This is a genomic window from Lentisalinibacter salinarum, assembly GCF_040706555.1.
GTDB classification, from domain to species: domain Bacteria; phylum Pseudomonadota; class Gammaproteobacteria; order Steroidobacterales; family Woeseiaceae; genus Lentisalinibacter; species Lentisalinibacter salinarum.
The window spans coordinates 425,712-451,834 of the sequence record NZ_JAPDRH010000004.1; the positions used below are offsets into that span (position 1 = coordinate 425,712).

Below are 26,123 nucleotides of genomic sequence, written 5' to 3' on the forward strand. Positions count from 1 at the left end.
AGTCCAGCCGATTCAGGCCAGGCCCATCTGCTGCAGTGCCGGGAACCCCAACAGCCCATATGGGTTCGCAAGCGTCTCGATAATCTCGAAATGATTGTAGTTCTCCGCAGCAATGAGGTTTACGTCCTTGCCTTGCTTGTTGACTGCAGTCGAGAAATCCCGCGACTGCCGCTGAAATTCAGGACTCTCGAGAGTGCCGTACGTGACGATGATCGGGGCAGCGAGGTAGTCGAGATGACGCTGAGGGCTGAGGTCTTCGACTGTCTCGCGGTCGAAGCGTACATACTCTCTTCGATCCAATAGGCTGACGGGCTCGAGATCGTACATGCCGCTGCATAGTAGCCCACCTTTGATGATGTCCTGCGGCAAGTTGAATTGTCCTTGCCAATCGGTTGTCATCGCAACGGCGGCGAGGTGAGCGCCGGAAGAATGGTCCGAAATATGTATTCGCTGCTTGTCGGCGCCGAAGGAATCGGCGTTCATGAAAACCCAGCGAACGGCTCTTCGGACCTGATCGGCAAGTGGCAGCAAACTCCCTCCGGTATCGTCGACGGACGAGTAGTTCACCGCGATGAAGTGGGCACCTGCATTTACAAACGTCTCAGCAAGGAACCCGTGCCGCCTGGAGTCGCCTGTAAACCAGGCCCCCCCATGAACGAAGATATGAACAGGCAAATTCGATCCGTCTGCTGGATATAAATCCAGCGTCTCATCTGGTGTCTCACCGAAACGGAGCTGTCGGGGTTCACCCAGGCGCTTACGGGCTCTTTCGCTGTTCTCCGAGTAGCGTTCCCATATCTCGGACCAGTTCGGTGCCCACGGACCCTGAGAATATGCCCTATCAAGTTCTTCCTGAGTCATACCACCCCAGACGTGGGGATCGGCCGCGCTTTCCGCGTTCGCGGGGGGCACGAGTGCAAGTGATGCGAGACCGAGTGATCCTTGCAGAACTGCCCGCCGAGACAATCCGGGCCGTTCAGAGGATGCGGCAAGCAAATGACGAGTCTTCATGATAGCGCTCCGGAGAAGCAGAAGGCCTTGCCGCGAATGGCGACCGGACCACAAACGCTGACTATAGCGGAATGCGCAGCGACCGGTCCGCTCGGCGCTGCGAGATAGGAATCGGCGAGAGCAGAATCCCGGCTATAGAATCATCGTCGCGCATTTCTATGACATTCCTTCCATGAGCCACATAAATAATGACCCACATCGCCGAGAAATGCAGGTTGCGCCGATGATGGATTGAACGGATGGAATCGGAATTGCGATGTAGGATCAGCCGCTTACGAATTCAGTGTATTGCTGGGTCGCACCAATGTCGCACTCGGTCTTATGTGCACCAGGCAGATTGGCGACTCGCTTTAGCCGTACTCATCGAGGGCACGAGAACCGTGGCCCGCCGGCGGAATTAGCCAGGGAGCACCGCTTTGCTGATGGCATGATCTACACGTGACCATGACCGGATCCATCGTCTGGTACGGCATCCTACTCGACCTTCGTCCATTGATCCTCGGCGATCAGGCGCCACCCCACCTCCCCGGGTCGTCGCAGACAGGTGCGTGACGAAAAACGGTCGGCGCGTACCGGTTCGAATACGTCCCGGATCCGCACGGTGTCTCCACCTGCGGTCCATCCGTCGTAGACCGTGACGAGACGGTCCTGTTCGATCACGACCTTGCCACGGCTGCCTCGGCCGGGCGGGCTCGCGGCGTGATAGTAGATGCCGCTGCCTGAGGGCTCTCGACCCTTGTATCCCTCGAAGACCGTTGTCACGTTGCCGTCGGCGTCGACCTGGCTAATCGTGACGCGCGTGATAGTCCGGTGCGCGTCCACCCATGTCAGGTCCAGCATGAAATGCTGTTTCGCGCCGGAGCCGGTGGTCTTCTCATCCGAACGCCATCGTCCGACATAACGGCCTAACGCCGCGAGCAGGTTTGACGCACTTGTCCTGCGCATCACCTGTCGGCTCGTCACCCGCCATGAAATGCCGCCGTCCTCCGATACCTCCAGCGTCTCCAGATATGAGTTCCCGGTGATCTCGAAGTGCGTCATACGGAATCTCTGTGGATCGGCAGAAGACTGCGGCACGTTCACCATGACCAGTCTGCCGTCCTGCCAGCCACCGACGAATTCATCATGGCGCCCGCTGCTCTCAACTGTCGACCAGTGGAGGCGGCCGTCCGAAGGATCGATGAAATACCAGCCTATCGTCTCGATTGCAGGATCGAGCAGCCAGCCGCGGTGGACGAATACACGGCCGTCGAGCTGAAAGCCGTTGTGGGCGCGGGCGGGGGAGACACGATCCACTGTGCCATCAGGTGCGAGAGACTCCACGCGTTCCGTTTCCCATGCACCTGTCAACGCTTCCAGCCTCAACAGATCCGACTTCGGCTGATTGTCAGCGATGCCCCCTGCCATGGCGGTCAGCAATACATCAGAGACGTAGATTCACCACGGCTTTCAATGCGATCGAGACGTCGCGGGTTCGGTCGTTATCGTTGTCCCAGCCGTGATTCAGGATGAGAAAAAATCGCCAACCGGCACGCGGCTCGAAACGAAGACGGCTGTTCAGTGTGATCGTATCGGTAATATTGTCGCCCTGTATCAGGCTCAGCCACGCCCATTCCGGGCTGAATGCGACGTTCAGTCGCGCACGCGCAACGCGACTCGTGAAACTGCCGGCCGGCAGGCGTATGCGATCCTGCTGCCAGCCGAGACTCGCCATGACGTGCCGGTTGGGTCGCCATTCCACTGTCGGCGCGATCAATGTCGAGTCGCCGTTCAGGAATCCGCCGTCCACGACTTCGAGGGTCAGCGCCAGAGGGCGTTGTCGTCCGGTCTCGACGAAGAAGCCATAACGGTCGGCCGCGTATCGTCCCGGCGGAACCGTGATGCCCTCGATGATCTCGAAGGGCTGCTCCAGACCCTCTGTCTCCTGGCCGGTGAATATCGTGAAGAAGTCGTTCCCACTCGACACGCCCTCGAAGATATTCAAAAACCACGCCTCGGACTGCAACCCGCCGTCCATCCGATCGCTGCGGAATAGCTGTACACGCGCACCCAGCCATTGCCAGAAACCGTCTCCTGATCGGTGACGGTAGCGCCACTGGGTGTCGATCTGATCGATGCCGCGGCGGTTTGCGAAGCCGAGGCCGGGGTTGAAGTTCGCCTCAAGGCGCCGCCAGTCGACGAAGCCTTCGATACGGTCATTGGGATAGTCGAGGCGCAGACCGAAGGCCTGCTCGTTTCCCTCCGTGCCCTCGGTATCGGAGCGTTGGTACCACGCGTCCGCCTGGAATCGCCGGTCGCCCAGGAACCCGGTGCTGCGATACGAGAAATCGGCGCCGATCAGGTGATTGTCCGCGGCGCTGACCGGGTCTCCGTGCGTGACGATGACTCCGACTTCCGATTCACCGAATACGTTCCGCGTGGCGCGGCCGACGAACAGCGTATCGTCGGCGTCGGGTTGTCCGGGCTGCTGCCGGATCGCAAGAGCTCCGAGGTTCCACGCGCCGGCTCGCCCCGACAGCTTCGCGCCGGCGTCAATGTCGAGCGGTCTGCCGTCGGCATCGAGACCGATACGCCGCGAGAAGAAAGGCCGGCCGTTTACGTCCAGATTTCCAAATTCGAATATGCTCGCGTCACGGAGGAAGAAGTCCCGTTTCTCCGGAAAGAATAGTGAGAATCGAGTGAGATTCACGCGTTGCTCGTCGACCTCCGTGGCCGAGAAGTCCGTGTTGAACGTGAGTCCGGCGGTGAGAAACGGGGTGATGTTGTAGAAGCCGGTGAGTGAAGGGTCGAAATCGAAGTGCGGATCGCTGTCGACGGTGTCGCGCCAGGTGGTGGTCAGCGAAGGCACGAGTTCGAGACCCACACCCTGATGCAGGGCCACCAGACCGTCGGCGTAGCCGGACACCGCGGGTGCCAGATTGCGTTCGCGCGACGACCAGGACATCTCCTCGCCGCGGCGGGGGTAGACGCGGGAGAAGTTCAGGCCCCACGTACTCGTGCCGGGATCGAAGGCGATCGATTTCAGGGGGATGGCGAGTTCAGCACTCCAGCCCCAGTCCTGAACCTGTGCTTCCGCGTGCCAGACGGTGTCCCATTCCTCGATGAAATAGTCGTTGCCGACCAGGGCCTCACGGCGGATGCCGTTGGGGTTCACCTGGAAGAAGTAGGCATTGCGACGATCGTTGAAAGTGTCGAACCGTACCTCGAAGCGATCGTCGGAGAAGAACGTCTGGCCGTGGATCATGCCTTTGGCCACCAGCCCTTCCACTTCACTGTCGTAAGCTCTCACTGCGACGTAGATGTGCTCACGGTCGTAGGCGATCTGTACCTCCGTGCGCTCGCTGGGTTTACCTCCGTCGGTGGGCTGGATCTGATGAAAGGCGTCGATCCGGGGTGCTTTCTGCCACGCCTCGTCGTCCAGGTAGCCGTCTATCGAAGGCGGCTCGACATTCTCCAGTCGGAAGGGCTTCGTTCGCGGCGGTTCGAACGCCGCAGGCAGGGAGGCCAGGGTGATGGTGGCGAGCGTGACCGACATTGGGAGCTCACCCTCCGGCCGGAAGATCCGGTACGCTGACCCGGTCTTCGATCATGAGCCCTGCCGGCCGCAGGCCCTCCGCCAGGCCGGTGACGGTTCTCATTCGTCGATCACCTCGATGATCGTGTAGGCGACGCGATACCGTTCCCGGTGTGTCGCCGCCCAGACCACATGAAATCGCCCGCGGGCATCGACCGCGATGCCTGAATAGTCGCCGCCGCCTGGCCAGCTCCTGCCGGCACGTCCGTTAGCTTCGGTCAGCGGGCATGAGAGTTCTTTCCTTGGTATGACCTGCGGTCCGAACGTCTCGCCGTGGTCCAGGGACGCCCGCAGTACGAGACGCTGACAGCCGCTTTCGGGGTCGCGCTCCTGCCACCCCGCCAGTACTGCGCCGTTCTCTGCAGCGGCCAGCATTGGCGTGAGCGCGAGGAAGCCGTCGGGCATGTCGTCGAGTCGAACAGCTTCTGACCAGTCCCCACCGTCGGCGGAGCGGCTGAACAGCAGACCCGCATGGTCGGGCGCGATGCAGGCGTGATACAGGTGATCGGCGGCACCGGTGAGAAACGGGTAGCCGGGGAATAGCGGCGCGTCGGTTCGCGCGCCGGCACAGGCTCCGGTAATGCGGACCGGGGCCGACGTCGTCTGACCATCCTTCAGTGCGACGCCCCAGGCCTCACCGCGCCGCGATTCGTCACTCGCGTCACCTGTGCCGTAATCGAAATAGCCTGCGTAGAGTCCGTGGTCGCCATGTACGGCGAGACCGGTCCCCATCAGCCGCGAGTTAGCGGCACTCGCTTCGACAACCGGATGCACCGCAGGGTCCGAATCACCGGTCTGTAGAAGCTCCAGGACATGCAATGCCGAACCATCTTCGCCGATTGCGTGGTGGCGCCCGTAGAGCACGATGTTATCGGCGAAGGCCTGCAGGATAGGATGCTCGAAACGTCGACGCACCACGCGAGCCTCGGACCACGTCTCGCCACCGTCGAGGGAGCGGGCGAGCACCAGGTCGAGCGGATCACTGTCTGTCTGGTCCCGCGAGATGGTGATGCCGGCAAACTCCACCGTGTCCTCATCCGCGAAGGCGACCCACGGGTCGATGCAGCGATCGATGCCGAGCCGCTGCCGGTGCCAGCCGGTGCCGCCGTCCCGGCTCGTGAAGACGACACAGTCCCAATCGTCATCCGTTATCACCGGTGCGAGAATCGCGGCTATCACTACATGGGACGAATCCGCGGGACTGACCGCGGCCCTCGGCTCAGTGACGGGCTGACGCAGATCCCCACCGAGCAGGGTTACCGGTGCTGCAAATCGTATCGACGCTCCGGCACTGCCGGTCAATAGAGCGAGGGCGATCGGAAACACCGCGAGGTTAACCATCCGACGATCTGTAAAGTGTTGCAAAGGGCTGAACAAGGGCGTCTGCGATGAACCGGTGCTGAGGCGGGACGAACGACGGCGCCCGATCCTTCAGCCGAGTAGTATGATTGGAGCCATGAATTCGCGAGCCCTGACCACGGCGGGTGCGGCGGAGTCGGCTGGCGCACCCCGATTGGCGCTCGGAGCCGGAGCTGCCGATGCGTTCTGGTATTCGCAGCTGGCGGGCTGGAGTGTCTATTTCCTCGTCCATTATGCCGGCGCGCTGATGGACAATGATTACGCCCCCTGGTGGGCTTCGTTCGCGAGCGCCGTCGCCGGATTCGTGCTGACGAGTGCGATGCGGCCCATACTGCAGCGTGTATGGGGCCGGGGACCGCTGTTCCAGGTCTCGACGGCACTCGGACTGGCGCTGATATTCGCGGTCCCGTATTCCGCGGTCAGCGAACAGGCCTACTGGCTCGGGCAGGGCCAGGGCTGGCAACCGGCGTCGGTAATCGATTATCTCGGGAGCGCATTCTGGTGCGGCTCGATTCTGCTTACATGGACGGGCATCTATTTCGGACTGACTTACTACCACGAGGCGCATCTCCAACAGATCCGTGCCGCCACGGCGCTGGGACAGGCCCGGGAGGCGAAGCTGGCCGCACTGCGCGAGCGCCTCAGTCCCCACTTCCTGTTCAATACGCTGAACGGCATCTCGACGCTGGTGCTGGAAGGCCAGCAGGAGCGCGCCGCTGCCATGCTCGATCAATTGTCACGATTGCTGCGCCATTCGATCGAGGAGGCCCCCGCCCAGTTCGTCACGCTCGCCGAAGAGCTGGAACTCGCGGAGCTCTATCTGGCGATCCAGCAGACTCGTTTCGAAGATCGCCTGAATGTTCGCTGGGATATCGACCCGGCGACCAGGGTCTTCATGGTACCGCCGCTCCTTCTTCAACCGTTGCTGGAGAATGCGGTTCGCTACGGGGTGCAGAGATCGGGAAACCGCCGGACGACCATCAGCGTATCCGCCGTACTGGAACATGCGGCGCTTCGGGTCCGGGTACACGACGACGGGCATGCGGTGGATACCGGCGTCGGGGGCAGCGGAGTGGGGCATCGGCTGACACGGGAACGGCTTGCGGCGTGTTACGGGATGGCGGCGCACCTCGAGGTCGGCCGGGACAATGATGGCTATACGGCCTGCCTGTCGTTGCCGTCGGGGACAATGCCATGATGCAGGCACTCATCGCCGACGACGAGCCGCTGGCAAGGCGCGGTCTGCGTGCCCGGCTTGCGGCGCATTCCGACGTCCGGGTCGTGGCGGAGGCGGGAGATGGCGAGAGTGCAGCACGGGCGATCCGGCAGTTCGCACCGGACGTCGTCTTTCTGGATATCGAAATGCCGCAGCTGGCGGGTACCGAGCTGGCTCGTGCGATGCCACCGGCCTCACGGCCGGAGATTATCTTCGTGAGCGCCCATGCCGAGTTCGCCGTCGAGGCGTTCGAGATCCCTGCGCTCGACTATCTCCTCAAGCCGGTGACTGCGGAGCGTCTGCATCGAGCGATCTGTCGGCTGCGCGATCGTCTTGGACAGACTGACGACGTATCGGCTGATACGCGGTGTCTGCCCATCCGCGACGGCGACGCGACGACGCTGCTGCCCATCGCGAGCATAGACTTCGTCTCCGCCGCCGGGGACTACATGGTCGTGCACGCGGACGGGGAGCGGCTGGTCCACCGCGCTACGATGACAGAGCTCGAGAACGACCTGCGACACGCAGGAATCCTGCGCATTCATCGCTCGACGCTGGTAGCGGCAGATCGCGTTCAACGAATCGAGTGCGGGCGAAACGGGGACGGCGACGTCGTGCTGAAAGACGGCAGGCGGCTACGATACAGTCGTTCATACCGTGCGCGGCTCAGCGAATTTCTCGGTCTGGTCACAGTGACCACCACGACGGATAGAGAAGCATAAGAGAGGCCGCCTTCCTCCTGGCGCTCGTTTCCTCGCTCTCCGCGGCCGGGCAGGCCTGGCAGACCCGATTCGATGCCATGCAGGAACCATGCGAGAGGCACTCCGACCTCCCTCAGGTCAACTCTAACGGGAAATCCTGGTGAACTCATGGACCAGATCTCGGGGATAAGGTCGAAAAAAGCCGTCGCGCCCGGCGGACCTCCCGGCGCGGGTGCGCCACCGCACAGAACTCCCTGTGTCAAAGGCGGAGGATGCTCTGGCATACCGCATTTTTCACAGGACACCAGCCATGCACAAACAACATCCTTCCATCCGTGCGATCCGCGGATCGCCTTTCTTCATTGCACTTTCCGCTACCGGCCTGCTTTTGCTGGCAGGCTGTGCCACGGCACCCGTGCCTCCAACCCAGGCGCTGCAGGCGGCCGAGTCGGCGATTTCCAATGCCGAACAGGCCCGGGTCGCCGATTACGCGTCCTCTGAACTCACGACGGCGCGCACGAAGCTCGCGTCGGCCCACACCGCCGCGCGCGACGAGCGGATGATAGACGCCGAGTACCTGGCCATCGAGTCGCGCACGCATGCCGAAGTCGCCCTGGCCCGGGCCGAGGAGATGAAAGCCAAGGCCGTCAACGACGACATGCAGCAGAGCATTGACACTCTGAAGCAGGAAATGCAGCGCGCCACAGGAGAACGTCAATGAACGCCTCAGCCATGACATCAAGCCGAGCGGCGCTGGTCGCCGCGGGTTTCTTCCTTCTGTCTGCCTGTGCAACGACGCCGGAGGTGCCGGAAGCGCCGCTTGAGTCTCGCGTCAAGCTGACCGCACTCCAGTCCGATTCCCAACTCGCCACCCGTGCACCGGTGGAGATGAAGGCAGCAGAGGCTGCTGTCGCAGCAGCCGAAGCGCCTCGCCCGGATGGCAAGTACGCTACCCACTTGGCATTACTGGCCGACCAGAAGGTCGAGATTGCCCGCGCGCGCGCCCAGAGCCGCCAGTACGAGGACCAGCGTCAGGCCCTGAGCGAGAAGAGCGAGCGTGCCCGCCTCGAGGCCCGTACACAGGAAGCCGACCGCGCGCGCAGTGACGCACAGTCCGCTCGCGCCGACGCCGAGTCGGCCAGGGCGGACGCATCCAGCGCACGCGACGAGGTTGCCGCCTCGCAGGCGGCGCGCCTGGAACTGCAGCGCCAGATCACGGAGCTCAATGCCCGTGAAACGGATCGCGGCCTGGTCGTCACCCTGGGCGATCTGCTTTTCGCCACAGGCAAGTCCGATCTGACGGGCGGCGCGGGGGCCAACCTTGACAAGTTGGCGGCCTTCCTCGGCGAGTACGATGATCGCACCGTTCTGATCGAAGGCCACACCGACAGCGTCGGTAGCGAAGAGTCGAACCAGTTCCTGTCGCAGCGTCGTGCGGAGTCGGTGAAAAGCTACCTGGTCGGCCGCGGGGTGCAGGCGAATCGCCTGAGCACGCTCGGGCTCGGTCAGGGCTCGCCGGTGTCCAGCAACGATACCGCTACGGGCCGGCAGCAGAATCGTCGCGTAGAGGTGATAATCTCGAACTCGACGACGCTTTCCGGTACCAACTGATTCTTCTGGTCAAGTTCAGGCCCGCCAGGCGTGAGCCCGGCGGGCCGTTTTTCACCAGCCACCACCGCAAACAGGCAGTAGTCATGAACAAGCAGCAGGTCAAAGGCGAATTGCACAAGGCCAAAGGCAAGGTCAAGGAAGTGACCGGCCGTGCCACGGACAACCATAAAATGGAGCACGAGGGCGAGCGCGAGCAGGCCAAGGGATCCATTCAGAAGGCCTGGGGCAAGCTCAAGGACAAGGTAAGGAAGGCCGCAAAGTGAGCCCTGAGGTCCGCTCTAGTCGCGATCCGGTTGAGAAGGAGCGGCGCCTCCAACTCCGCGAGCAGTATCTACTCTGACTCTGCCAGGCCCTCGGCCAACATCGCGCTCATCTTCAGGGGAAACTCCCCGCCCAGCACCATGAAGACCGCGATCACCAGCAGCAGGTGTACAAAACCACCGATGGTCCCGATCCGAGGCCGGTTTTCGCAGTCCGGTATTCCTGCCCGCGGGTAAAGTCCTAACGACTGCCGACGGATTCGATCGAACCAGCAGTGGTATCCTGGCCGGGCGCATCTCCCGCGGCCGCGAGTTCGGCAAGGGTCTGCGCAAGGTTGTTGCGAGCCGTGTGAAATCCCGGTTCGAGCTCGAGCGCATGCCGGTAGGCGGCTGCGGCCGCCGCCAGGTCGCGTTGCAGGTAGCGTACGTTTCCCAGCGCCGTCCACGCCATGGGCTCTCTCGGCCAGCGTGCCACCGCCGCCGTGTAACCCTCCGCAGCGAGTTCGAGGTTGCCCGTGGACTCGAAGGGTGCCACCGCGCGCAACCAACCGAGCACATCGGCGCTGGCGGGCGGTTCGCCGGCTTCGACCGCTATCATGGCCCAGCGCCCGCCACGGTCCCAGCTGGCGAGGAACGGAACGGCCTCGCGCTCCGCGCGCGGCGTGTAATGCCGGAGCGCATCAGGACCTTCTCCGCTGCCGGGTCGAAGCCTACCAGTACCGCGTAATGCCATACCGGCCAGCGGGCGAGGCCGAGGTTTTGCAGCAACAGCACGGGGTGCCCGTCGCGCAGCTCTGCGAGTATTGGCGCGAGGTTCTCCGGCAGCACGTATGGGACGCGCCCGTGACTGCGTGTCGCCGCAAGCATCTCGGCCTGAAGGCTGCCGCGGCGGTCGGGTACGTAGACGTGAGAGACGAGTTGCGCAGGCGTCACGTCGACGCCGCTGTGGGTAAGCACGGTGGCGAGCGCTGCCGGTCCGCACTGGTATTCATCCTGCGGGAAGAAGGGTACCCGGACGAGTTCGACCGGGTCTCCGGCGTCGCGGAGTACCTGGTGCTCGGGGCCGACAGCGCAGGCGCCCAGCACAAGCTGGGTGATGGTCGCAAGGATCAGGATCTGCGCGCGCACGACGAAGCGCGACAGCCCTTGCAGCGCTTGCACGCCACAAAGGCTGTCGCGAAACAGTGGTTCAGATTTTGGTGAAAATGTTGGTGACGCCTGTCATTTCGAGAATGAACAGGACCACGAACACCACGCCGATCACGGCCAGCACGCCGCCGGCCGGGTCGGTTTCCATGCTGATCGCGAGCTGTTGCAGTTCGGCGTCCGACATTGCTGCCATTCGCGCCCGGACCATTTCGGGTGCCACGCCCCAGTCCGAGAGCTGAGAGGCGACAGTATCCTGTGCGAGTATCATCTCAATCCGGTCCAGCGTATGCGTCCGGGTTTCCTGCGCCACCATCTGTTCCGTGCCCACGATGCCCGCACGGGCGGGCAGTGAGCTCACCAGCATTGCTGCGAGCGTGAGGGCTATCACGACGCTATTCGTACTCTTCATGATTCGACTCCTTGGGGGGGGGTAGCTGCGTGGTCCGCCACGCGCGATACGGGGTAATGGAATTGCAGCGATCAACTGCTTTCAGTACTGAAGATAGCGCATCGACGGACTGCTATCTGTGCGCTGGCGAACCTACCGGGGCTGTTCGGACTTAGCGTGCGGCAGCAGGCGGTCGGTCTCTTTCTTGACCACGGCATAGCATTCGCAGCTCAACCCCTCGAGTCTCTCGCGGTCCAGCACTTCGATGCGTCCGCGGTGATAAGCGATGACGCCGAGCCGTTGCAGCTTACCCGCGGCTTCGGTAACGCCTTCCCTGCGCACGCCGAGCATGTTGGCGATCAGCTCCTGCGTCATGGTCAATTCGGTCGACCGTAACCGATCGAGAGACAGCAGCAGCCACCGGCAGAGTTGCTGGTCGATGCTGTGATGCCGGTTGCAGACTGCGGTCTGCGCCATCTGCGTGATCAGCGCCTGGGTATAACGCAGCATCAGTACCTGCAGGTCGCCATGCCGGTTGAACTCGTCCTTGAGCAGCTGGCCGGCCAGCCTGTAGGCGTGCCCCCCGCTCTGGACGATCGCGCGGCTGGTGGTGCTCTCGCCACCCATGAACACGGCGATCCCGACGATACCCTCGTTGCCTACCACGGAGATCTCCGCCGAAGAGCCGTTTTCCATGACGTACAGCAGGGATATGATCGAGTCAGTCGGAAAATAGACCTGCCGCGATGATTCGCCCGATTCATAGAGAACCTTGCCGAGAGGCATCTCCATCAGGTCGAGATGCGAAAACAGGCGGTGCTGTGCTTCCGTCGGCAAGGCGGCGAGCAGCTGATTCTGTTCCGGGGCAGGCGTGGTCGACATTGGAGTCACGAGTGGCTGTGTTCGTTCCTGAAAGGCTATCCCGGGAACATCTTACCATCTGTACGCCATCGTACATTCAGCGCGCGTCCGCCGGGCCACGTCGCGAATCCCCGGAGCAGGCGCGTGCGCCATCGAAGGGACCTCTCCGCCCGTATCGACCAGCCTGTCGGCAGGTGGCGAAGTGCCACATCACGCCAGCAGCTGGTGCTGTACGGGGAGCCCTGATGATCAGGGTACTGTCCTGAACAGGTTCAGATCTTCAACAATCGGTATCCTCTGCGTTGACGGAGTCCTTGATGTCTTCACAGGCATCTTCAATTGCGTTGCCTGTGTCTTTCGCTATGTCCTTGGTCTTTTGTGCCGCGTCGTCGATAGCCTCGCCAGCATTCTCAGCCGCGCTGTCATTCGTATCACAGGCCGTGACCGTGAACGAAGCCACAGTCAGAAGCAGTAGCAGTTTTGCAATGTTCATAAAGATACCTTCGGGAAATAAGTGAAACGGCTTTGGCCGGTGGAGCGCAGGGCGCGACCAGCACGGTCCTCGCCGCTTATCGGCTTCCGCTGGTTGGGGAATCGTCGCTGGCGCGGCCACGGATCAATAATGACTCAGCGGCAAATCAGCGGTCGGTGCGCTTGAGCACATAGCGCCACCGGGACGGGGCTTGCGGCAGCGCCCCTCCCTCGTTCTCCCAGTCTTGTACGGCCAGGAGGGCAGGTGGAGCAGGTCTTGGAAGACTGATAACCCGCTCCGCAGTAATTGTGGGTGTCGTGTGCGGATTGGTCATGTCCCGGTCACTGTGATTGATCACACTGGCCCGTCCCGGGTATCCGTTCGTCGGGCGAAGCGGAAACCCTCGTGACCCCGACCGGCTTTGGCCTCGTACATGGCGAGATCGGCGGATCGCAGAAGAGCGTCGAGGTGATCGCCGTCGTCCGGGTAAAGACTGATGCCTATGCTGGCGCTGACCCGGATCCGGACACTATCGTCACCGATTATTAGTGGCTCGGAAATGGCGGCCAGAACTGACCTGGCGATCCGCGCCGCGTCCGGCCGGCACGCGACCTCCGTCAACAGGATGACGAACTCGTCACCGCCGCGCCGACAGACCGTGTCGCTTTCCCGCACACAGGCTTCGAGACGACGAGCTATAGCCCGGAGAATCTGGTCGCCATAGTGGTGTCCGTGTTCATCATTGACCTTCTTGAATAAGTTCAGATCGATGAACAGGAGAGCAGCCTTCTGATGATGACGGCGTGCGAGGCTGACCACCTGCTTCAGGCGCTCTTGCAGCAACATTACATTCGCCAGCCCGGTCAGGTGGTCGTGCAGGGCGAGGTAGGCCATGCGCTGGGAGACCAGCCTCGACTGCGCCACATCGCGGAATACGATCACCGCGCCGGTCACGGCACCGTCACGGTCGCGGATGGGAGCCGCAGAATCCTCGATACCGAGCTCGTTTCCATCGCGCCTCAGCAGCACGGACCCAATCGCCAGGCCGATCCTGCGATCTTCCGCGATAGCGCGCTTCGCCGGGTTGGGAGCTGCATCACGCGACGCTCTGTCGACGATCCGGAAGACCTTCTCGAGAGGCTCGCCCAACGCCTCCGCGCGCGGCCAGCCGGTGAGAGTCTCAGACTGCCGGTTCAGAAAGGTGATGGTGCCGGCCAGATCGGTCACCAGCACGGCGTCATCAACGGAATCGAGCATCACCTGGGTGCGCTCTTTCTCAGCGAACAGCGCCTCTTCTGCCGTGCGCAGCACAGATTCGGCAAGTCTGCGCTCAGTAATATCCTCTACGAACAAAAGGATAGCACCGGATTCGCTCTCACTTTGCCCGGTCGAGGCGTGCAACCGGACACAGACGGCACGACCATCCGGTCGGTTGATGCGGGCGTCAGCCTGAAACGGTTCCTTGGACTGGACTGCATGCAACCATCTGGTGTTCACCCGTTCGCGGTCACCCGGATCCAGCGGCGCGCTCCACCGAGCGCCGCAGACCTGTGCACGCGTCAGTCCCGTAATCACTCGGTAGGCTGCGTTCGCGTAGAGGCAGTGGCCCGCCAGGTCGGACAGGCACATGCCCAGGGGGGAGAATTCGCACAGCCGCATGGCCAACTCCGGACCGAACAGGTCCGGCCCGGAGTTCGCAGCCGGCGCGGATGAAAGGCTTCGTACCATCGCTGTTTCGCTCATATGCGGCTTTGACCTCTGGGCGAATCTGACCGTCATGGCCTCGCCGTGCCCTCAATCAGCCCTGCTCATGTTTGCGTTGACTCGTCCCTCGCCTTGATGTCCCCGATCAGGGCTGCCCCCTCTGACTACGGGGCTGCAGCTGGTCCCGGCGCCCGTTCAGCTTCCCGTAGCATTCGCAGGACGCGGACTCGAGAGCGGCACGATCGAGGATAGTGACATCCCCGCGAGAATAGCCGATGACACCAGCGGCCTGCAGCGCTCCGGCCGCCACGGTGACACCGCTCCTGCGGACCCCCAGCATATCCGACAGCACCTTGTGAGTGAGATGGAAACTGCCGGTGCGGACGCGATCATCAGTTAGCAGGAGCAATCGGGCGAGCCGCTGATCGATCTGGTGAAACCGGGTGCAAGCCGTAGTCAGCGACAGTTCCAGCAGCCGCAGGTACAGATATCGCCCCAGCATTCTCCGTAATCCTGGACTGTGGCGCAGTTCCCGACGCAACCGCTGGACGGGAATCCGCATGGCGATGCCCGGGCTCTGTACCAGAGCGCGCAGCGGCACCTCGCCAACGCCAAGCAGCACCGTGGCGCCCAGCATGCCATCCCGGCCGATCAGTCCCATGTCGAGGGGTTTGTGTCCGTCCAGCGAAGCTACCTGGGAGATCAGGGCGTTGTGTGGAAAGTAGGCGTAGCGTGAGCGTTTTCCGGCCTCGCACAGTACTTCCCCGAGCAGTAGTTCGGCGGGCTCACAGGCGCTCAAGAGAGCGGCCTGCTGCCGGCGCGGGAGCGCGGCGATCAGGTCATTGGGGTCTGACGGGGCCGGCGGGGTGACCAAGACGGATTCCTTCTTCGTGCTGCCAGGCACGACGCGCGACTATTCATGTCCCGGGATCGTCGCCTGGCACTCTCTATATGCAGACTCTGCATGAATCGCCGAGGTCCGTCTGTGCCTTAGGGCACCAAGCCGAATCTGGCATGACGTTCTCCATCCAGGGCGTATGATCGAGCATTGTGGGAAGCTGACTCACGGGTCCTATTTGCTGAGGCGATGGTCAGTCTGCTTCATTAATGCGACGAGAATGCCGGGGCTGACAATCTCACTTTGGTGCCAGCGCATTGTGGACGACAGTGTCACTTGCTTGAGGACTTACCGAACACGAGCAGTCCCACGCCGGCGACGGCAGCAGCCGCGCCGAAAAGCAGGAACCAGGTGGTGGAGTCAGTGAAACGGCCGGTAACGGCCTCCGTCACCTGATCGCCCAGGCTCTGGGATGACTGATACCCGAAGAAAAGCAGGATCAGTCCGACAGCGAGCAAGACGATCGCCAGAATTCTGTTGTTCATCGTTTCAGCCTCTCTTCGTGGGGCGGGCATCGCTTTCCGTCCTGGAGCGCGGTCCGCTTTACGATCGCCCGGCTCCGTGCCGGCGAGGTTACAGCCAATAGGCGCCGAGTCGCGAAAAACCTTCCTTGATTCGCAGCCACCAGGACCGCCGCCGCCACTCGGCGAGCGAGATCTGCTCGGACTCCGCGAGGTCCTCCGCAAACATCGCATTCATCTGCCCGGCAAAGTCGCCGCCCAGCACAACCGCGTTGATTTCATCGTTATGTACGAAGCTGCGCCAGTCCAGGTTGCTCGATCCGATGGTCGACCATACGCTGTCGATCACTGCCGTCTTCGCATGCATCACGGCACCCTGTCGCTCGTGGATTTCGACGCCAGCCTTCAGCAGCGTCGCGTAGTGCGAGCGACCAAGGTGGAATATTGCGGCGGAATCAGTATGACTCGGCAACACCAGTTTCACCTTCACGCCGCGCTGCGCGGTATCGGTCAGCGCCTTGAGCAGCACGGCGTCCGGCCCGAAGTAGGCGACCGTCAGATGGACGTCGGTCTGCGCGCGCGTGATGGCTGACACGAGCGTCATGTAGATCGGGCTGGCTTTCTCCTCCGCCCTGCTGCCGATGGCGCGCACAATTCCGTCGCCTTTTGCGGACAGCTCCGGATAGTAGTTGCTCGGCGTCGGCGGGGCTTCCGTCTGGCGAGTCCACGAGTCGAGGAACAGCCGCTGGAACTCTGCCACCACGGGGCCCTCGATCTGGATGTGCGTGTCGCGCCAGCCCTCGCCACTGTCGGTCGCAGCTGCTCTCTTTACATGGGGCGCCGGTTTCCCGAGGGGCACGCTCGAATAGCCGTCACTGATGTTCACGCCGCCGATGAAGGCGATGCGGCCGTCGACTACCAGCTGTTTGCGATGGTCGCGGTTGTTCGCCCGCCAGGTCTTCGGGTCTTCCGCCAGCGGGTTTACGGGGTTGAACTCGATCACCGCAATGCCGCCCTCACGGAGCTCCTCAAAGAACGATTCCGGTGTCAGCAGACCGCCGACGCTGTCATACAGGATATTGACCTGCACGCCGCTCGCCTGCTTCTGGAGTAACAACGCGGCGAACTCCTGGCCGAGTTCGCCGTCGTCGAAAATATAGGTCTCGAGGTTGACATGGTCGACGGCTGACCGGATTGCCTCCAGCATCGCCGCGTGGGTATCCGGCCCGTTCTGCAGCAGCGTCACTTTATTGCCGAGCACCAGCGGGCTGTCTACAGCGATGGTCTGCTCATAGGCCAGGTGCGTACGCAGCATGTCGGGGGTCGCGGTTTCCCGTTCGAGCTGCCCGAGCAGCTGCTCGCCACGGGCTTCCGAAAGGATACCCTGCTGCCCCTGGAACTCGACGTTGGCGGGAATCGCCAAGTCCGGTTCCGCGACCGGCAATGTGGCGCAGCCGGCCGGGCCGAGCACCAGCAGTCCGAGCGCGAGTAGTCCGAGCCCGAACTGCGCGTTCCGATCGGCCGTTCTAGAGCGACCGTCGGCCACTGATGATCTGCAACAGGACCATGACGACTGCAATCACGAGCAGCACGTGTACGAAACCACCGATGGTCGTGCCCGAGACGAGACCGAGCAACCACAGGACGAGAAGGACGACGGCAATTGTGTATAGCATGGACAGCGCTCCCTTGATTAAGTGTCGGCGGGAGTCGCTTTCAATGCCACTCCCCGAATACCAATATGTTCCGAAGCAGCGTGATCGTCTGTGCGTTCGCGCACCGATGAACCGGTCGACCGGCGGTTGAAGCCGTAGTCGCCAAGAGCTGACAGTAACGCGAACTGCCGTACCTGACTTGCCGGTTTCTTTGACGGGAGCAGACTCAGGTGGTCCCGGTTTCCGGGCACCGGATTGCTCCAATTGCTCGGTCCCGGACTGCATCGGTCAGCAACGAAGGTGTATGGTCGTGTCTTGCCACGAGGTACGACTTATGAAACTCGCTATCCTTTCCTGCGGGCCCCGCGCCTACAGTACGCGCCGACTGAAGGAGGCTGCGCTGGAGCGCAACTACGATGTCAAGGTGCTGAATACGCTGAAATTTGCGATCGATCTTCAAAAGGGTGCGCCTGACCTGTATTTCCGCCAGAAGCTGCTGAGCCAGTATGACGCGATACTGCCGCGCATCGGTGCCTCGATCACCTACTACGGCACCGCCGTCGTCCGGCAATTCGAGGAGATGGGTGTTTTTTCCGCGAATACGGCGAATGGCATCACCAACTCGCGGGACAAGCTGAGGAGCCTGCAGATACTGAGCCGTCACCAGATCGGCATCCCCAGGACGACCTTCGTCAGCGACAAGCGGGACGTGCTGCCCGCTATCGAAAGGGTCGGCGGGGCGCCGGTCGTCATCAAGCTGATCGAGGGAACCCAGGGGATCGGTGTGCTTCTGGCGGAATCGCTCAAGGCGGCGGAGTCGATCATCGAGCTGCTGCAAAGCCAGAAACAGGATGTCCTGATCCAGAAGTTCGTCGCCGAGAGCAAGGGCAAGGATATTCGCGCGTTTGTCGTCGGTGATCGGGTCGTCGCAGCGATGCGGCGCGTCGCCCAGGGCCAGGAGTTTCGCAGCAACGTTCACCGCGGCGGCAGGGCCGAACCGGTCGACCTGAGCGATGAGTACCGGGAAACGGCCGTACGTGCGGCGCAGATTCTCGGATTGAGGGTGGCCGGTGTCGACATGCTCGAGGCTGCGACAGGCCCGCAGATCATGGAGGTCAATTCCTCACCCGGGCTGGAGGGCATCGAGAAATGCACCCAGCTCGATATCGCGGGTGCTGTCGTGGAATATATTGCAGCGCGTGTGGACTTCCCGGAGATCGATATTCGCCAGCGCCTGACGGTCAGCAAAGGCTATGGGGTCAGCGAAATTTACATTCGCAAGGACTCCAACTTCGATGGCAAGACGATCACCGAAACGAAACTGCGGGACCGTGATATCAATGTGCTGACCCTGTACCGCGGTACGACCGTAATTCCGAATCCGCGATCCGAGCGGCCGTTGCAGGCGGATGACCGGCTCTTGTGCTTCGGTAAGCTGGACGCGATGCGGGATCTGCTGCCACCGAAAGCGCAGCGCCGCAGGCGCCCGAAAATCCACGAATTGCGGGCCGACTCGAGCAAGTAAGCGGTCTGGCGTCAGAGGATCGTCGAGCCATTCGCCCACGAAACGCCAGCCTCCACTGCCGCGCCGACGTGGCCGGGTGAAGTACAGCCAGGCCGGCCACTATAGCGGTGGCCTCGTAGACGTCACCGTGGCCGAGCGTGACCGCAATGCCATTCTGCCGCTTAGGGTTGCGTTCGTGCGAGACCTGTGTCCAGGAGTCCCGGTTACCGGTGGGGCTCAAACGACTGGTTCGAGATACGGGGGCCAAATCAGACTTCGGAAATCATACCTCAGAGCGGCAAAATGGTCGCTTTGCGGCCACAAGCGGCCGACGCCGTGGTTCGGCTAGAGTGATTTGGACAAATGATACTCGCGCGCTGATTCGCCCTCGACGCGAATACAGTCGGGTTCCAATCCCCAGACCTCGAAACCGAGAGACTCGTACAGTCGTTTCGCATTTGGTGTCTTCTCACTGACGCTGAGATACACAGATTCCACACCTTCGAGGTCCTCCGCATATTGCAGGACCGCCTTGAGGAGATCGGACGCAACTCCTTGCCGCCGATAACGTCGATCCACGAATACTCCCCAGACACAGACTCGATGTGCTGCCTTTATTGGACGATCTCTCGACACTCCCGCCATCGCAACCAGTTCGTGCGCATCAAAGGCTCCAAAGACGGCGTTTTCGGATGCCACAGACAATTGAGCGCGAACCGCATCCGGAGAAGTAGCCACGTCATCGTTGGGCGAGGACAGGAATGCAAAGGGTTCCTCAACTAACGCTCGACGTCTCAACTGGAAGAGCTGGTCAGCATCTCCCGGCGCGAGCCTCCTGACATCAATGGCCATAAATGCCGTCGCTTCACCGGTTTGAGCGAGAGTCCCGATCGGGTCGGAAGCGGAAATCATACCTCAGAGCAGCGGAATAGCAGCGGAATGGTCGCTTTGCGGCCAAGAGTAGAAGTAGTCGCTGATACATTGCGATTGAGCCGCTTCTCCTGAACTGTCCCCGGCAGCCACGTAGCAGCCATATGACGCTGACCAAATCGCTCTAACGTCGTTGATGCCATATACGATGATTTATTCCCACATGTAGACATTTTGGGGCAGATTGCGTATTGTTTTTGCCAGGTACAAAACAAGCCGAGGGGAGCCCAAATGAAATGCAAAGTGGTTCTAGCTATAAATGCTGTGATTCTCACAACGGTTCTCGCCGTCGCAGCACCTGCACTCGCCCAGCACGATAGTGCCGAACCTCAAGGCCTCTCGGTTGTAGGCTCAACCGCATACAATCTTGGTCATAGTTCGATAATCGCAGAATCGTCTGCGCCGCTCGACCATGGTGAGTTAGCAAGCTATCGAGCGGGATCGCCAACCGTGACTCGAGTAACAGGAAAAGAACCATCAACGGAAGTTCGCATATTCGCGGATCGATCGACGTTAATCAGACTTCAGGATTTTGAGATGCTTGTGCGACGCATGCCAGGCGGGCGTGTGCTTATACGTCGTAAATCAGGCGATGGACTGATTTGGTCAACCGTATTGGACCTCGCCGACCAGTTGGCACTCTACGCTGATGCAGGATCGCTCAGAAAAAGCGTCCTGTCATCCACGGTAACCTCTGCACGTTCAGGTTGTTATGAAGTAGGTGCTAGCAACTCCATCTCTCTGAGCAGCTCATTGGGTTTGACTGGCAGTGCCACCACTAACAAGTCACGCGAATCCTATCTTCAGACGACCGGGGATGAATGCCTAGATCGATCGAACGATCCTGTATGTAGCGATTGCAGCCTCTCCGACAGCGTGACACTTTACGGATCGTCGGTGCTGTCGGGTGTCATATGCGCTGGCTCTTCAGGGGCCGCTTGTGGCGCAGCTCTCGTTGCGTTTCTAGGCGCATTGGACAACTTCAACGATGACTGTGGTGAATGCAACGAGAAGTATCCGTATTTTTCTCAATCCACCGACTGCTCAGGTAACGATACCCAAGTCGATTCCGGATCGGCGATGTACGCTGCATATGTCACTTGGTGGCAGCCGAATTACCCGTACTGGAACTCGACATCATTCGGGTCACTACAGAGTACGTTCACATTCGCTCCATACATCGTAAACGTGACTCCGCAGCTTTGATAGCCTGCGGTTAGCCGAAGAACAGGAGTATAGAATCATGGAGAGTATGAGCTGGATCTTCGTAGGAGTCCTAGTTTTGTCTGGCGTTGAATTGATCGCAGTACTAACCGGTCGCCTCCAGCGACAATTACGCCGCGATTCAGTTTCCTGCGGTCTGTTGTTTGGCCTGAGCCTATTCGTGCTGATTGGACTCGGCGATAAGGTCTTCCCGCCTGAGAGCACAAAGTGGGCTATCACTGGTTCTGTTCTGCTATTCAATATCGGGTTGAGCGGCTGGATACTGGGACAGAAGCTACTGTCGTCTCGAAAAGCCGACGGCCAGCAGGCGGATGCCGGTTGATATAGCTGATTAGCGAAAAGGTCTCGAGCGTCGCTTGGCCACCGCTCATCAGCGACTGTGTTTCATGCCTCCGGCGTACTCCCCGCTGAACAACAAGGCAGCGATGACTAGGAGATCAGCCATCGGCCAGGGCAGCCCGGTCTCACGAGCGCTTTTCTTGTTCGGCGCTTGTCGTTCCTTTTGGGTCGGACGCCGACGTCGGATTGAGTACAGGCCGGAGAGCTAGCTAAAGTCTGCTTCGGGTCGGAAGCGGTCATATTACCGAAATCGGTCGTCCGCTTGAGGCCGTGGACCCAGGATACAAGGCATGCGTTTAGGGAGAACATCTTCCGAATAGAGCAGGGTAGTCCCAGTTGGCTTGTTGTAGCTGCCGAAACCCGCAATTATTAGTCCAACCGGAAAACAAAAGTGCGTCATTGCCGGTGCGTCACGGTGCGACATTGGCGATTTTCGGTCCGGAATAGGCCCGCACGTATTCTAGACCCGGGCTCTCGGGCTACGCATCCCTATGACATTCCTGCCAGAATAGCCACATGAATAATTGCCCACATCGCCGAGAAATACAGGTTGAGCCGGTGATGGATTGGACGGGAGGAGTCTGAATAGCAATCTAGTATCAGTAACTTATGAAGTCAGCGTACCGGCGAGTCGCACTCATGTCGCACCCTGTTTTCTAGACGAATCATGCAGATTTGCGACTTGCACAGGACACCGTTGACCGGCCTTGGTTTTTGACTCTATGCGGCAACAACGCAGTGCGTAGAAACATCGAATTCAAACGTCTGACCGACGTTGAGCAGTCCGAGATTATCGAACTGATGAACAATCCGTTGGTAAGACGACAGATGCCGTTAGCGCCCGATCCTTTCGTTCAAAGCGATTGCGAAGCGTTCGTCGCTGCGAAAGAGCAGTTCTGGGCCGACTATGGCTATGGTCCCTCCGCCTTTGTCGTGGATGGCCGCTTCGCTGGCTGGGGAGGTCTGCAGCCGGAGGGAGGAGAAGCCGACGTGGGCCTTGTCCTACACCCGGATTACTGGGGCCTCGGCAAACACCTATTCGCCGAGATCATCTTTCGCGCTTTCGGCGAGATGGGGTTCGATGCGGTGACTGTTCTGCTTCCACCTACAAGGACAAAAATCAAGGGCATTTTACGTTTCGGCTTTAAGCCGGACGGGACGATAGAGATCGAACAGCGGCAGTTTCTCCGTTATCGCCTGAAGAAATCCGATGCGAGAGGTCTATGGTAGACAGAGCGTGTCTTGGTTAGTCGAATTCCTTTGGCTCTGTGGTATCAGATTGCGATCCGATGCGTATGCCGGCCATGCCCTCCAGTTTGAAATTGAGTCCTACCATGAACCGGTGCGATCCAGGCTTCGTGACCACCCCCTGAAACGCCATCGAATCGGCACCGTGCGCTCCCATAGGATGGCCTTATCGAGCCGGAATTTGATCAGTCGTTCCGCTCCGCTGTAGAGCTGAACCTCCTCACCCTTCCAGACGATCTCGGCGTGACCGGTCATGGACAGAAGACCCCTGGTGCGAAAATCGATGAAGAGCAGGCCCACCTTTGGGTTCAAGTGCACGTTGCCGAGCGTGTTGAAGAATTGGTTGCCCGGAAAATCCGGCATCGTGAGCAGGCCGTCAGCATCGATGCGGACGAATCCGGGCTTGCCGCCGCGATGCGATATATCGGTACCTGCCGTGTCGCCAATACCGGGTAGATGGGATGCGATGAAGAGTGTATCGGCGCGGGAAATGATGTGCCGGGCGCGCTCGTCAAGGCGTTGCAGTTCTTTAACGGGGCGCGGTTCAGCGATCCGGTCGATATCGGGCAGGACCGTATGATCCCGGGACTGGATGTATTGCGGACAGTTCCCGAATGCCTGGGCTACCTTGATCCGAAATCGGCCGTTCTGCAGGAACGATACCCTGCCGTTTAGACGGTGGCGCCTTTTTGTCGACAGATTGATACCGAGCAGACCCAGCGGAGCATCCCGGATGAGGTTCTCATTCAGCGGATCGTGATGAATGCATTTCGCCGTCACGTCCAGGTGCCGGGGGTCCGAGGACGTCAGAAACCCTGGGCGGCCGAACAGAACAGAAGCCCAGGGACGACCGACGCGGTCGACGGACCCCACGAACAGCGAGGGGAGCTGCGCATAGAAGTCACGCTGCTCGTCATTCAGATGGTCGCGGACGAAACGACGACCGGTCCTTGCAACGCGATCATGAGCACCGGCCCTTCTCTGTACTGCACGTTCGCCGGCATGGAACGGTGAGGTGGCATCGTCGGTCATTCCAATTCTCGGTTGTCCGACGCAATAAACTCGACACGAATTCCTCCCGGGATGGTGCACATCATGTGCCGCAATGGAAGGCCCTTCAATGGCTCTGGCCCAAACTCGACCGCGACGTCAGCGACCTCGATCAGCCGCTCGTGCAAACCTGCGAGGTCATCGGAATCCACGGTCAAAGCCAGGTGATGTAGGCCGACGTTGTTCCTGCGATCAAATGCAATCACAGCATCGGGATCTATGGTCTGCCAGAGCGTGATCATAGTCTTGCCATCGGTAACAAAAATAGCCGGATAGTCGGCAACTTCGCCGACTTGCTTATATCCCAGCATCTCGATAAAGAAGTCCCGGGTCCGTCCGACATCCGGTACTGTCAGTCCGATATGATGCACACCGCGAGTAGTGCCTCGGGCAATTGGTTCGTTCATTTTTGTGCTCTCCTCAGTGTCGTCTACGGGACCGGAGCCCGGGGTCGCGGCGGCACCATCATCAGGTTTACTTCGCATCCAGGATTGGTCTGTAGAACTTGGTGAATACCATCTCATCCGCGTTTGCGATGTGGCATCCTGCACAGGCTTCGACCGGTTGGGCAGCCGCCGTTTCTGCATAAGGTGGCGCGTGGTGACCGAAGTTGAAGAATCCCCAGCCGTTACTCTCTTTGAAGCGTCGGCTGTCCTTGACAGAGATATCGATGCCATTGCGAGCCGAGGGGAAGTAGCCGCGACCGGAAACCTCGATGGACGAGCCGTCCGGGTTCGTTGCAGGAGTTGTCAGCTGCAGCTCTTTCAGCAGGATCGTGCCCTCTGGCCACTCTCCAGTTGCGCGATAGGCGCGGAAAGCGGTCTGATGCACGTACACGTTATGGTACTCGGGGAACGGTGCGGCGCCGCCGTTCAGTGCGTGCGGCGTCAGCGGGGAGCCCAGGAAAACCCACTGGTGATAGTCCGTCGGCAGCGTGAGTTCTCCTTCGGCGGTCCACTTCGGGCCCCAGTCGTTATTCTGCGCCATCGTCTGGCCCTGTCCGGCTGGCGCACTGACGGTCAGAGCGATTATCACGGCAACGGCGGTTGCCATGGTAATGACCGTGATTGCAGCATTGTGTCGCAGGTTGTACATGGTGTTTACCTCTCAGGAGTTGCAATAGTGGGTTGCCTTTATCCGCTTTACGGGCGCGGGGGTGTCCGCCGGGTTTCGAGCCAGCGGACGGAACTTGAACTATCGGACCGGGACTCACTGGTGGCGCTCAGCGCAACTACGATGAGGACACCTGCCCCCATCACGAGGTAGTACGCCAGAACGAGACCGTTCCAGCCGAATAGGAACGGCGCGGTGACGAAGCCGGCGGCCGCCAGCATGTCGAGCACCAGGTGCGCGCGAAACGACAGCGCGCCGAACAAGCCGAAGTCATAGTCGGTGGCCAGGCTGTAGCCCACGAGCACGATGCCCGCCGCGACCGACAGCCATATCGCCAACGTCGAAGCCGCACTTAACCCCAGCAGGAAAGGCAGGACGATGAGTCCGACGGCGGCGGTGTAGTCGAGTAATCCGTGAGTTTTGGGTGTAAGGATCCTGAAGTTCATGCGGTCTCTCCGTTTCGGGCACCGGCTGGCGGTGCGTCAGTGTCTGGAGAGCGATACTGGCAGATGTAGCGAGACTATGTGTATCATCTAGTCCCGATAATTATACGGAACGTCTCAAAAATGGCCGATCGACTTGTCTGGCTTCTGAACCGCTTTGAGTTACGAGCGAGAGTGTTCCAAGCCGGCCCACTGAGCTGCAGCGCCGTGGCGCCCGCAGATCCTGCGACGGGCCTTCTGCACATCCTCCGGGCCGGGAGCGTCCGGCTTGTTTCCGATGACGGCGCCGAACTCGAGCTGCACGAGCCGAGCGCATTTTTCTACATGAACCCGACCCGGCACCGCATCGAGCCACTCGACGATGATGTCTCTATCGTCTGCTCGACGTTCGAGTTCGGCATTGGTCAAGGAAATCCGCTGCAGACGGCTCTTCCAGATCTGTTCGTGCTGCGCCTCGCTGATTCGCCCGCGCTCGAGCTCACGCTCCGGCAGTTGTTCAGGGAGGTGGCTGAAGACCACTGCGGCCGGGATGCGATCCTCGACCGACTCAGCGAGGTAACGCTCATCCTGATCCTGCGCGACCTGATGGATCAGCATCGCTTGGACATCGGTCTGCTCGCAGGTCTCTCCGACCCAAAGCTGATGCGCGCAATCAATGCGATCCACGAGCGCCCCGATTACAACTGGACGCTCGACAAGATGGCCGAGACGGCGCTGATGTCCCGCGCTCGCTTTGCGGAGCGCTTTCATGATGTGGTGGGCATGACGCCAGGCGCCTACCTTAGTGACTGGCGCCTTGGGCTCGCTAAATCGATGTTACTGAAGGGTGCGTCCGTGCAGACAATCGCGGCCGATGTCGGTTACGGTTCGGCCAGCGCGCTGTCGCGTCACTTCTCCAGCCGCTGCGGAATGTCGCCAACGGAATGGCGCCGCTCGATGCAGGCCTGACGGG

Annotated in this window: 28 protein-coding genes; 9 read left to right on the forward strand and 19 right to left on the reverse strand. The window is 60.8% G+C overall.

Annotated elements, in window-relative coordinates:
- Positions 1 to 12: 12 nt before the first annotated feature.
- From ACJMKZ_RS17515 to ACJMKZ_RS17530, 4 genes are all read right to left on the reverse strand, one after another.
- The gene (locus ACJMKZ_RS17515) at positions 13 to 1,011 is read right to left on the reverse strand and encodes an alpha/beta hydrolase (protein ID WP_405234511.1); all 999 of its coding nucleotides are present in this window, start codon (positions 1,009 to 1,011) and stop codon (positions 13 to 15) included.
- A 474-nt stretch (positions 1,012 to 1,485) separates the two neighbouring features.
- Positions 1,486 to 2,418, reverse strand: coding sequence for a hypothetical protein (locus tag ACJMKZ_RS17520; protein ID WP_405234512.1), 933 nt, complete (start codon positions 2,416 to 2,418; stop codon positions 1,486 to 1,488).
- A 16-nt stretch (positions 2,419 to 2,434) separates the two neighbouring features.
- Positions 2,435 to 4,546, reverse strand: a complete 2,112-nt coding sequence (locus ACJMKZ_RS17525; protein WP_405234513.1) for a carbohydrate binding family 9 domain-containing protein — start codon at positions 4,544 to 4,546, stop codon at positions 2,435 to 2,437.
- Between the two features lie 99 nt (positions 4,547 to 4,645).
- A complete protein-coding gene (locus tag ACJMKZ_RS17530) occupies positions 4,646 to 5,926 on the reverse strand; it encodes a sialidase family protein (RefSeq protein ID WP_405234514.1) in 1,281 nt (426 codons plus the stop codon).
- A gap of 115 nt (positions 5,927 to 6,041) precedes the next feature.
- Between ACJMKZ_RS17530 and ACJMKZ_RS17535 the strand changes: the two genes are divergently transcribed.
- The 5 genes from ACJMKZ_RS17535 to ACJMKZ_RS17555 all read left to right on the forward strand — a co-directional run bounded on the left by ACJMKZ_RS17535 (position 6,042) and on the right by ACJMKZ_RS17555 (position 9,735).
- Positions 6,042 to 7,142 carry a sensor histidine kinase gene (locus tag ACJMKZ_RS17535; RefSeq protein WP_405234515.1) on the forward strand — a complete coding sequence of 367 codons (1,101 nt, stop codon included), beginning with the start codon at positions 6,042 to 6,044 and terminating at the stop codon, positions 7,140 to 7,142.
- Entirely contained in the window at positions 7,139 to 7,882 is a 744-nt protein-coding gene (locus ACJMKZ_RS17540; RefSeq protein ID WP_405234516.1) for a LytR/AlgR family response regulator transcription factor, read from the forward strand. The genes ACJMKZ_RS17535 and ACJMKZ_RS17540 overlap by 4 nt, the downstream gene beginning before the upstream one ends.
- Positions 7,883 to 8,171: 289 nt before the next feature.
- Positions 8,172 to 8,582: a DUF4398 domain-containing protein gene (locus tag ACJMKZ_RS17545; RefSeq protein WP_405234517.1), complete on the forward strand. Its 411-nt coding sequence runs from the start codon at positions 8,172 to 8,174 to the stop codon at positions 8,580 to 8,582.
- Positions 8,579 to 9,472, forward strand: a complete 894-nt coding sequence (locus ACJMKZ_RS17550) for an OmpA family protein (RefSeq protein WP_405234518.1) — start codon at positions 8,579 to 8,581, stop codon at positions 9,470 to 9,472. Before ACJMKZ_RS17545 ends, ACJMKZ_RS17550 begins: the two co-directional genes overlap by 4 nt.
- An 83-nt stretch (positions 9,473 to 9,555) precedes the next feature.
- Positions 9,556 to 9,735 carry a CsbD family protein gene (locus tag ACJMKZ_RS17555; protein WP_405234519.1) on the forward strand — a complete coding sequence of 60 codons (180 nt, stop codon included), beginning with the start codon at positions 9,556 to 9,558 and terminating at the stop codon, positions 9,733 to 9,735.
- A 238-nt stretch (positions 9,736 to 9,973) separates the two neighbouring features.
- On the opposite strand, the gene ACJMKZ_RS17560 is transcribed toward ACJMKZ_RS17555, so the two are convergent.
- The 10 genes from ACJMKZ_RS17560 to ACJMKZ_RS17605 all read right to left on the reverse strand — a co-directional run bounded on the left by ACJMKZ_RS17560 (position 9,974) and on the right by ACJMKZ_RS17605 (position 17,341).
- A complete protein-coding gene (locus ACJMKZ_RS17560) occupies positions 9,974 to 10,330 on the reverse strand; it encodes a hypothetical protein (protein ID WP_405234520.1) in 357 nt (118 codons plus the stop codon).
- Positions 10,327 to 10,893, reverse strand: a complete 567-nt coding sequence (locus ACJMKZ_RS17565) for a PA2778 family cysteine peptidase (protein ID WP_405234521.1) — start codon at positions 10,891 to 10,893, stop codon at positions 10,327 to 10,329. The genes ACJMKZ_RS17560 and ACJMKZ_RS17565 overlap by 4 nt, the downstream gene beginning before the upstream one ends.
- A gap of 28 nt (positions 10,894 to 10,921) precedes the next feature.
- Positions 10,922 to 11,290, reverse strand: a complete 369-nt coding sequence (locus ACJMKZ_RS17570; protein ID WP_405234522.1) for a PA2779 family protein — start codon at positions 11,288 to 11,290, stop codon at positions 10,922 to 10,924.
- Between the two features lie 132 nt (positions 11,291 to 11,422).
- Positions 11,423 to 12,151: a Crp/Fnr family transcriptional regulator gene (locus tag ACJMKZ_RS17575; RefSeq protein WP_405234523.1), complete on the reverse strand. Its 729-nt coding sequence runs from the start codon at positions 12,149 to 12,151 to the stop codon at positions 11,423 to 11,425.
- A 259-nt stretch (positions 12,152 to 12,410) separates the two neighbouring features.
- Entirely contained in the window at positions 12,411 to 12,623 is a 213-nt protein-coding gene (locus tag ACJMKZ_RS17580; RefSeq protein ID WP_405234524.1) for a hypothetical protein, read from the reverse strand.
- A 333-nt stretch (positions 12,624 to 12,956) separates the two neighbouring features.
- Positions 12,957 to 14,345: a diguanylate cyclase domain-containing protein gene (locus ACJMKZ_RS17585; RefSeq protein ID WP_405234525.1), complete on the reverse strand. Its 1,389-nt coding sequence runs from the start codon at positions 14,343 to 14,345 to the stop codon at positions 12,957 to 12,959.
- Between the two features lie 106 nt (positions 14,346 to 14,451).
- On the reverse strand, positions 14,452 to 15,180 hold the full coding sequence (locus tag ACJMKZ_RS17590; protein WP_405234526.1) for a Crp/Fnr family transcriptional regulator: 729 nt from the start codon (positions 15,178 to 15,180) through the stop codon (positions 14,452 to 14,454).
- 296 nt (positions 15,181 to 15,476) lie between these two features.
- Entirely contained in the window at positions 15,477 to 15,689 is a 213-nt protein-coding gene (locus tag ACJMKZ_RS17595) for a DUF3185 family protein (RefSeq protein ID WP_405234527.1), read from the reverse strand.
- An 88-nt stretch (positions 15,690 to 15,777) separates the two neighbouring features.
- Positions 15,778 to 17,211: a phospholipase D-like domain-containing protein gene (locus ACJMKZ_RS17600; RefSeq protein ID WP_405234528.1), complete on the reverse strand. Its 1,434-nt coding sequence runs from the start codon at positions 17,209 to 17,211 to the stop codon at positions 15,778 to 15,780.
- Entirely contained in the window at positions 17,192 to 17,341 is a 150-nt protein-coding gene (locus ACJMKZ_RS17605) for a lmo0937 family membrane protein (RefSeq protein WP_405234529.1), read from the reverse strand. Before ACJMKZ_RS17605 ends, ACJMKZ_RS17600 begins: the two co-directional genes overlap by 20 nt.
- Positions 17,342 to 17,654: 313 nt before the next feature.
- On the opposite strand from ACJMKZ_RS17605, the gene ACJMKZ_RS17610 reads away from it, so the two are divergent.
- Positions 17,655 to 18,845 (forward strand): RimK family alpha-L-glutamate ligase, encoded by a 1,191-nt coding sequence (locus tag ACJMKZ_RS17610; RefSeq protein WP_405234530.1) that lies wholly within the window; start codon positions 17,655 to 17,657, stop codon positions 18,843 to 18,845.
- Positions 18,846 to 19,169: 324 nt separating this feature from the next.
- Here ACJMKZ_RS17610 and ACJMKZ_RS17615 read toward each other — a convergent pair whose 3' ends face one another.
- Complete coding sequence (locus ACJMKZ_RS17615) at positions 19,170 to 19,736, reverse strand: GNAT family N-acetyltransferase (RefSeq protein ID WP_405234531.1); 567 nt, start codon at positions 19,734 to 19,736, stop codon at positions 19,170 to 19,172.
- 1,261 nt (positions 19,737 to 20,997) lie between these two features.
- On the opposite strand from ACJMKZ_RS17615, the gene ACJMKZ_RS17620 reads away from it, so the two are divergent.
- Both ACJMKZ_RS17620 and ACJMKZ_RS17625 read left to right on the forward strand, forming a co-directional pair.
- The gene (locus ACJMKZ_RS17620) at positions 20,998 to 21,300 is read left to right on the forward strand and encodes a hypothetical protein (protein WP_405234532.1); all 303 of its coding nucleotides are present in this window, start codon (positions 20,998 to 21,000) and stop codon (positions 21,298 to 21,300) included.
- A gap of 755 nt (positions 21,301 to 22,055) precedes the next feature.
- Positions 22,056 to 22,547 carry a GNAT family N-acetyltransferase gene (locus tag ACJMKZ_RS17625; RefSeq protein WP_405234533.1) on the forward strand — a complete coding sequence of 164 codons (492 nt, stop codon included), beginning with the start codon at positions 22,056 to 22,058 and terminating at the stop codon, positions 22,545 to 22,547.
- Between the two features lie 99 nt (positions 22,548 to 22,646).
- On the opposite strand, the gene ACJMKZ_RS17630 is transcribed toward ACJMKZ_RS17625, so the two are convergent.
- The 4 genes from ACJMKZ_RS17630 to ACJMKZ_RS17645 all read right to left on the reverse strand — a co-directional run bounded on the left by ACJMKZ_RS17630 (position 22,647) and on the right by ACJMKZ_RS17645 (position 25,174).
- Positions 22,647 to 23,597: a pyridoxamine 5'-phosphate oxidase family protein gene (locus ACJMKZ_RS17630; protein ID WP_405234534.1), complete on the reverse strand. Its 951-nt coding sequence runs from the start codon at positions 23,595 to 23,597 to the stop codon at positions 22,647 to 22,649.
- A complete protein-coding gene (locus ACJMKZ_RS17635) occupies positions 23,594 to 24,022 on the reverse strand; it encodes a VOC family protein (protein ID WP_405234535.1) in 429 nt (142 codons plus the stop codon). The genes ACJMKZ_RS17630 and ACJMKZ_RS17635 overlap by 4 nt, the downstream gene beginning before the upstream one ends.
- 67 nt (positions 24,023 to 24,089) lie before the next feature.
- On the reverse strand, positions 24,090 to 24,710 hold the full coding sequence (locus ACJMKZ_RS17640) for a cytochrome P460 family protein (protein WP_405234536.1): 621 nt from the start codon (positions 24,708 to 24,710) through the stop codon (positions 24,090 to 24,092).
- 47 nt (positions 24,711 to 24,757) lie between these two features.
- Positions 24,758 to 25,174, reverse strand: a complete 417-nt coding sequence (locus ACJMKZ_RS17645) for a hypothetical protein (protein WP_405234537.1) — start codon at positions 25,172 to 25,174, stop codon at positions 24,758 to 24,760.
- 120 nt (positions 25,175 to 25,294) lie between these two features.
- Here ACJMKZ_RS17645 and ACJMKZ_RS17650 point away from each other — a divergent pair, with 120 nt between their 5' ends.
- Complete coding sequence (locus ACJMKZ_RS17650) at positions 25,295 to 26,119, forward strand: AraC family transcriptional regulator (RefSeq protein WP_405234538.1); 825 nt, start codon at positions 25,295 to 25,297, stop codon at positions 26,117 to 26,119.
- The last annotated feature ends 4 nt before the right edge of the window (positions 26,120 to 26,123 follow it).

Excerpts from the sequence above, each read along its gene's own strand:
- ACJMKZ_RS17580 (WP_405234524.1), bottom strand. The coding sequence starts at position 12,623 with ATGAACATTGCAAAACTGCTACTGCTTCTGACTGTGGCTTCGTTCACG.
- ACJMKZ_RS17560 (WP_405234520.1), bottom strand. The coding sequence starts at position 10,330 with ATGATAGCGGTCGAAGCCGGCGAACCGCCCGCCAGCGCCGATGTGCTC.
- ACJMKZ_RS17645 (WP_405234537.1), bottom strand. The coding sequence starts at position 25,174 with ATGAACTTCAGGATCCTTACACCCAAAACTCACGGATTACTCGACTAC.
- ACJMKZ_RS17610 (WP_405234530.1), top strand. The coding sequence starts at position 17,655 with ATGAAACTCGCTATCCTTTCCTGCGGGCCCCGCGCCTACAGTACGCGC.
- ACJMKZ_RS17615 (WP_405234531.1), bottom strand. The coding sequence starts at position 19,736 with ATGATTTCCGCTTCCGACCCGATCGGGACTCTCGCTCAAACCGGTGAA.
- ACJMKZ_RS17515 (WP_405234511.1), bottom strand. The coding sequence starts at position 1,011 with ATGAAGACTCGTCATTTGCTTGCCGCATCCTCTGAACGGCCCGGATTG.
- ACJMKZ_RS17575 (WP_405234523.1), bottom strand. The coding sequence starts at position 12,151 with ATGTCGACCACGCCTGCCCCGGAACAGAATCAGCTGCTCGCCGCCTTG.
- ACJMKZ_RS17630 (WP_405234534.1), bottom strand. The coding sequence starts at position 23,597 with ATGACCGACGATGCCACCTCACCGTTCCATGCCGGCGAACGTGCAGTA.
- ACJMKZ_RS17595 (WP_405234527.1), bottom strand. The coding sequence starts at position 15,689 with ATGAACAACAGAATTCTGGCGATCGTCTTGCTCGCTGTCGGACTGATC.
- ACJMKZ_RS17555 (WP_405234519.1), top strand. The coding sequence starts at position 9,556 with ATGAACAAGCAGCAGGTCAAAGGCGAATTGCACAAGGCCAAAGGCAAG.
- ACJMKZ_RS17640 (WP_405234536.1), bottom strand. The coding sequence starts at position 24,710 with ATGTACAACCTGCGACACAATGCTGCAATCACGGTCATTACCATGGCA.
- ACJMKZ_RS17605 (WP_405234529.1), bottom strand. The coding sequence starts at position 17,341 with ATGCTATACACAATTGCCGTCGTCCTTCTCGTCCTGTGGTTGCTCGGT.
- ACJMKZ_RS17520 (WP_405234512.1), bottom strand. The coding sequence starts at position 2,418 with ATGGCAGGGGGCATCGCTGACAATCAGCCGAAGTCGGATCTGTTGAGG.
- ACJMKZ_RS17540 (WP_405234516.1), top strand. The coding sequence starts at position 7,139 with ATGATGCAGGCACTCATCGCCGACGACGAGCCGCTGGCAAGGCGCGGT.
- ACJMKZ_RS17530 (WP_405234514.1), bottom strand. The coding sequence starts at position 5,926 with ATGGTTAACCTCGCGGTGTTTCCGATCGCCCTCGCTCTATTGACCGGC.
- ACJMKZ_RS17635 (WP_405234535.1), bottom strand. The coding sequence starts at position 24,022 with ATGAACGAACCAATTGCCCGAGGCACTACTCGCGGTGTGCATCATATC.
- ACJMKZ_RS17585 (WP_405234525.1), bottom strand. The coding sequence starts at position 14,345 with ATGAGCGAAACAGCGATGGTACGAAGCCTTTCATCCGCGCCGGCTGCG.
- ACJMKZ_RS17545 (WP_405234517.1), top strand. The coding sequence starts at position 8,172 with ATGCACAAACAACATCCTTCCATCCGTGCGATCCGCGGATCGCCTTTC.
- ACJMKZ_RS17550 (WP_405234518.1), top strand. The coding sequence starts at position 8,579 with ATGAACGCCTCAGCCATGACATCAAGCCGAGCGGCGCTGGTCGCCGCG.
- ACJMKZ_RS17620 (WP_405234532.1), top strand. The coding sequence starts at position 20,998 with ATGGAGAGTATGAGCTGGATCTTCGTAGGAGTCCTAGTTTTGTCTGGC.
- ACJMKZ_RS17535 (WP_405234515.1), top strand. The coding sequence starts at position 6,042 with ATGAATTCGCGAGCCCTGACCACGGCGGGTGCGGCGGAGTCGGCTGGC.
- ACJMKZ_RS17570 (WP_405234522.1), bottom strand. The coding sequence starts at position 11,290 with ATGAAGAGTACGAATAGCGTCGTGATAGCCCTCACGCTCGCAGCAATG.
- ACJMKZ_RS17650 (WP_405234538.1), top strand. The coding sequence starts at position 25,295 with ATGGCCGATCGACTTGTCTGGCTTCTGAACCGCTTTGAGTTACGAGCG.
- ACJMKZ_RS17525 (WP_405234513.1), bottom strand. The coding sequence starts at position 4,546 with ATGTCGGTCACGCTCGCCACCATCACCCTGGCCTCCCTGCCTGCGGCG.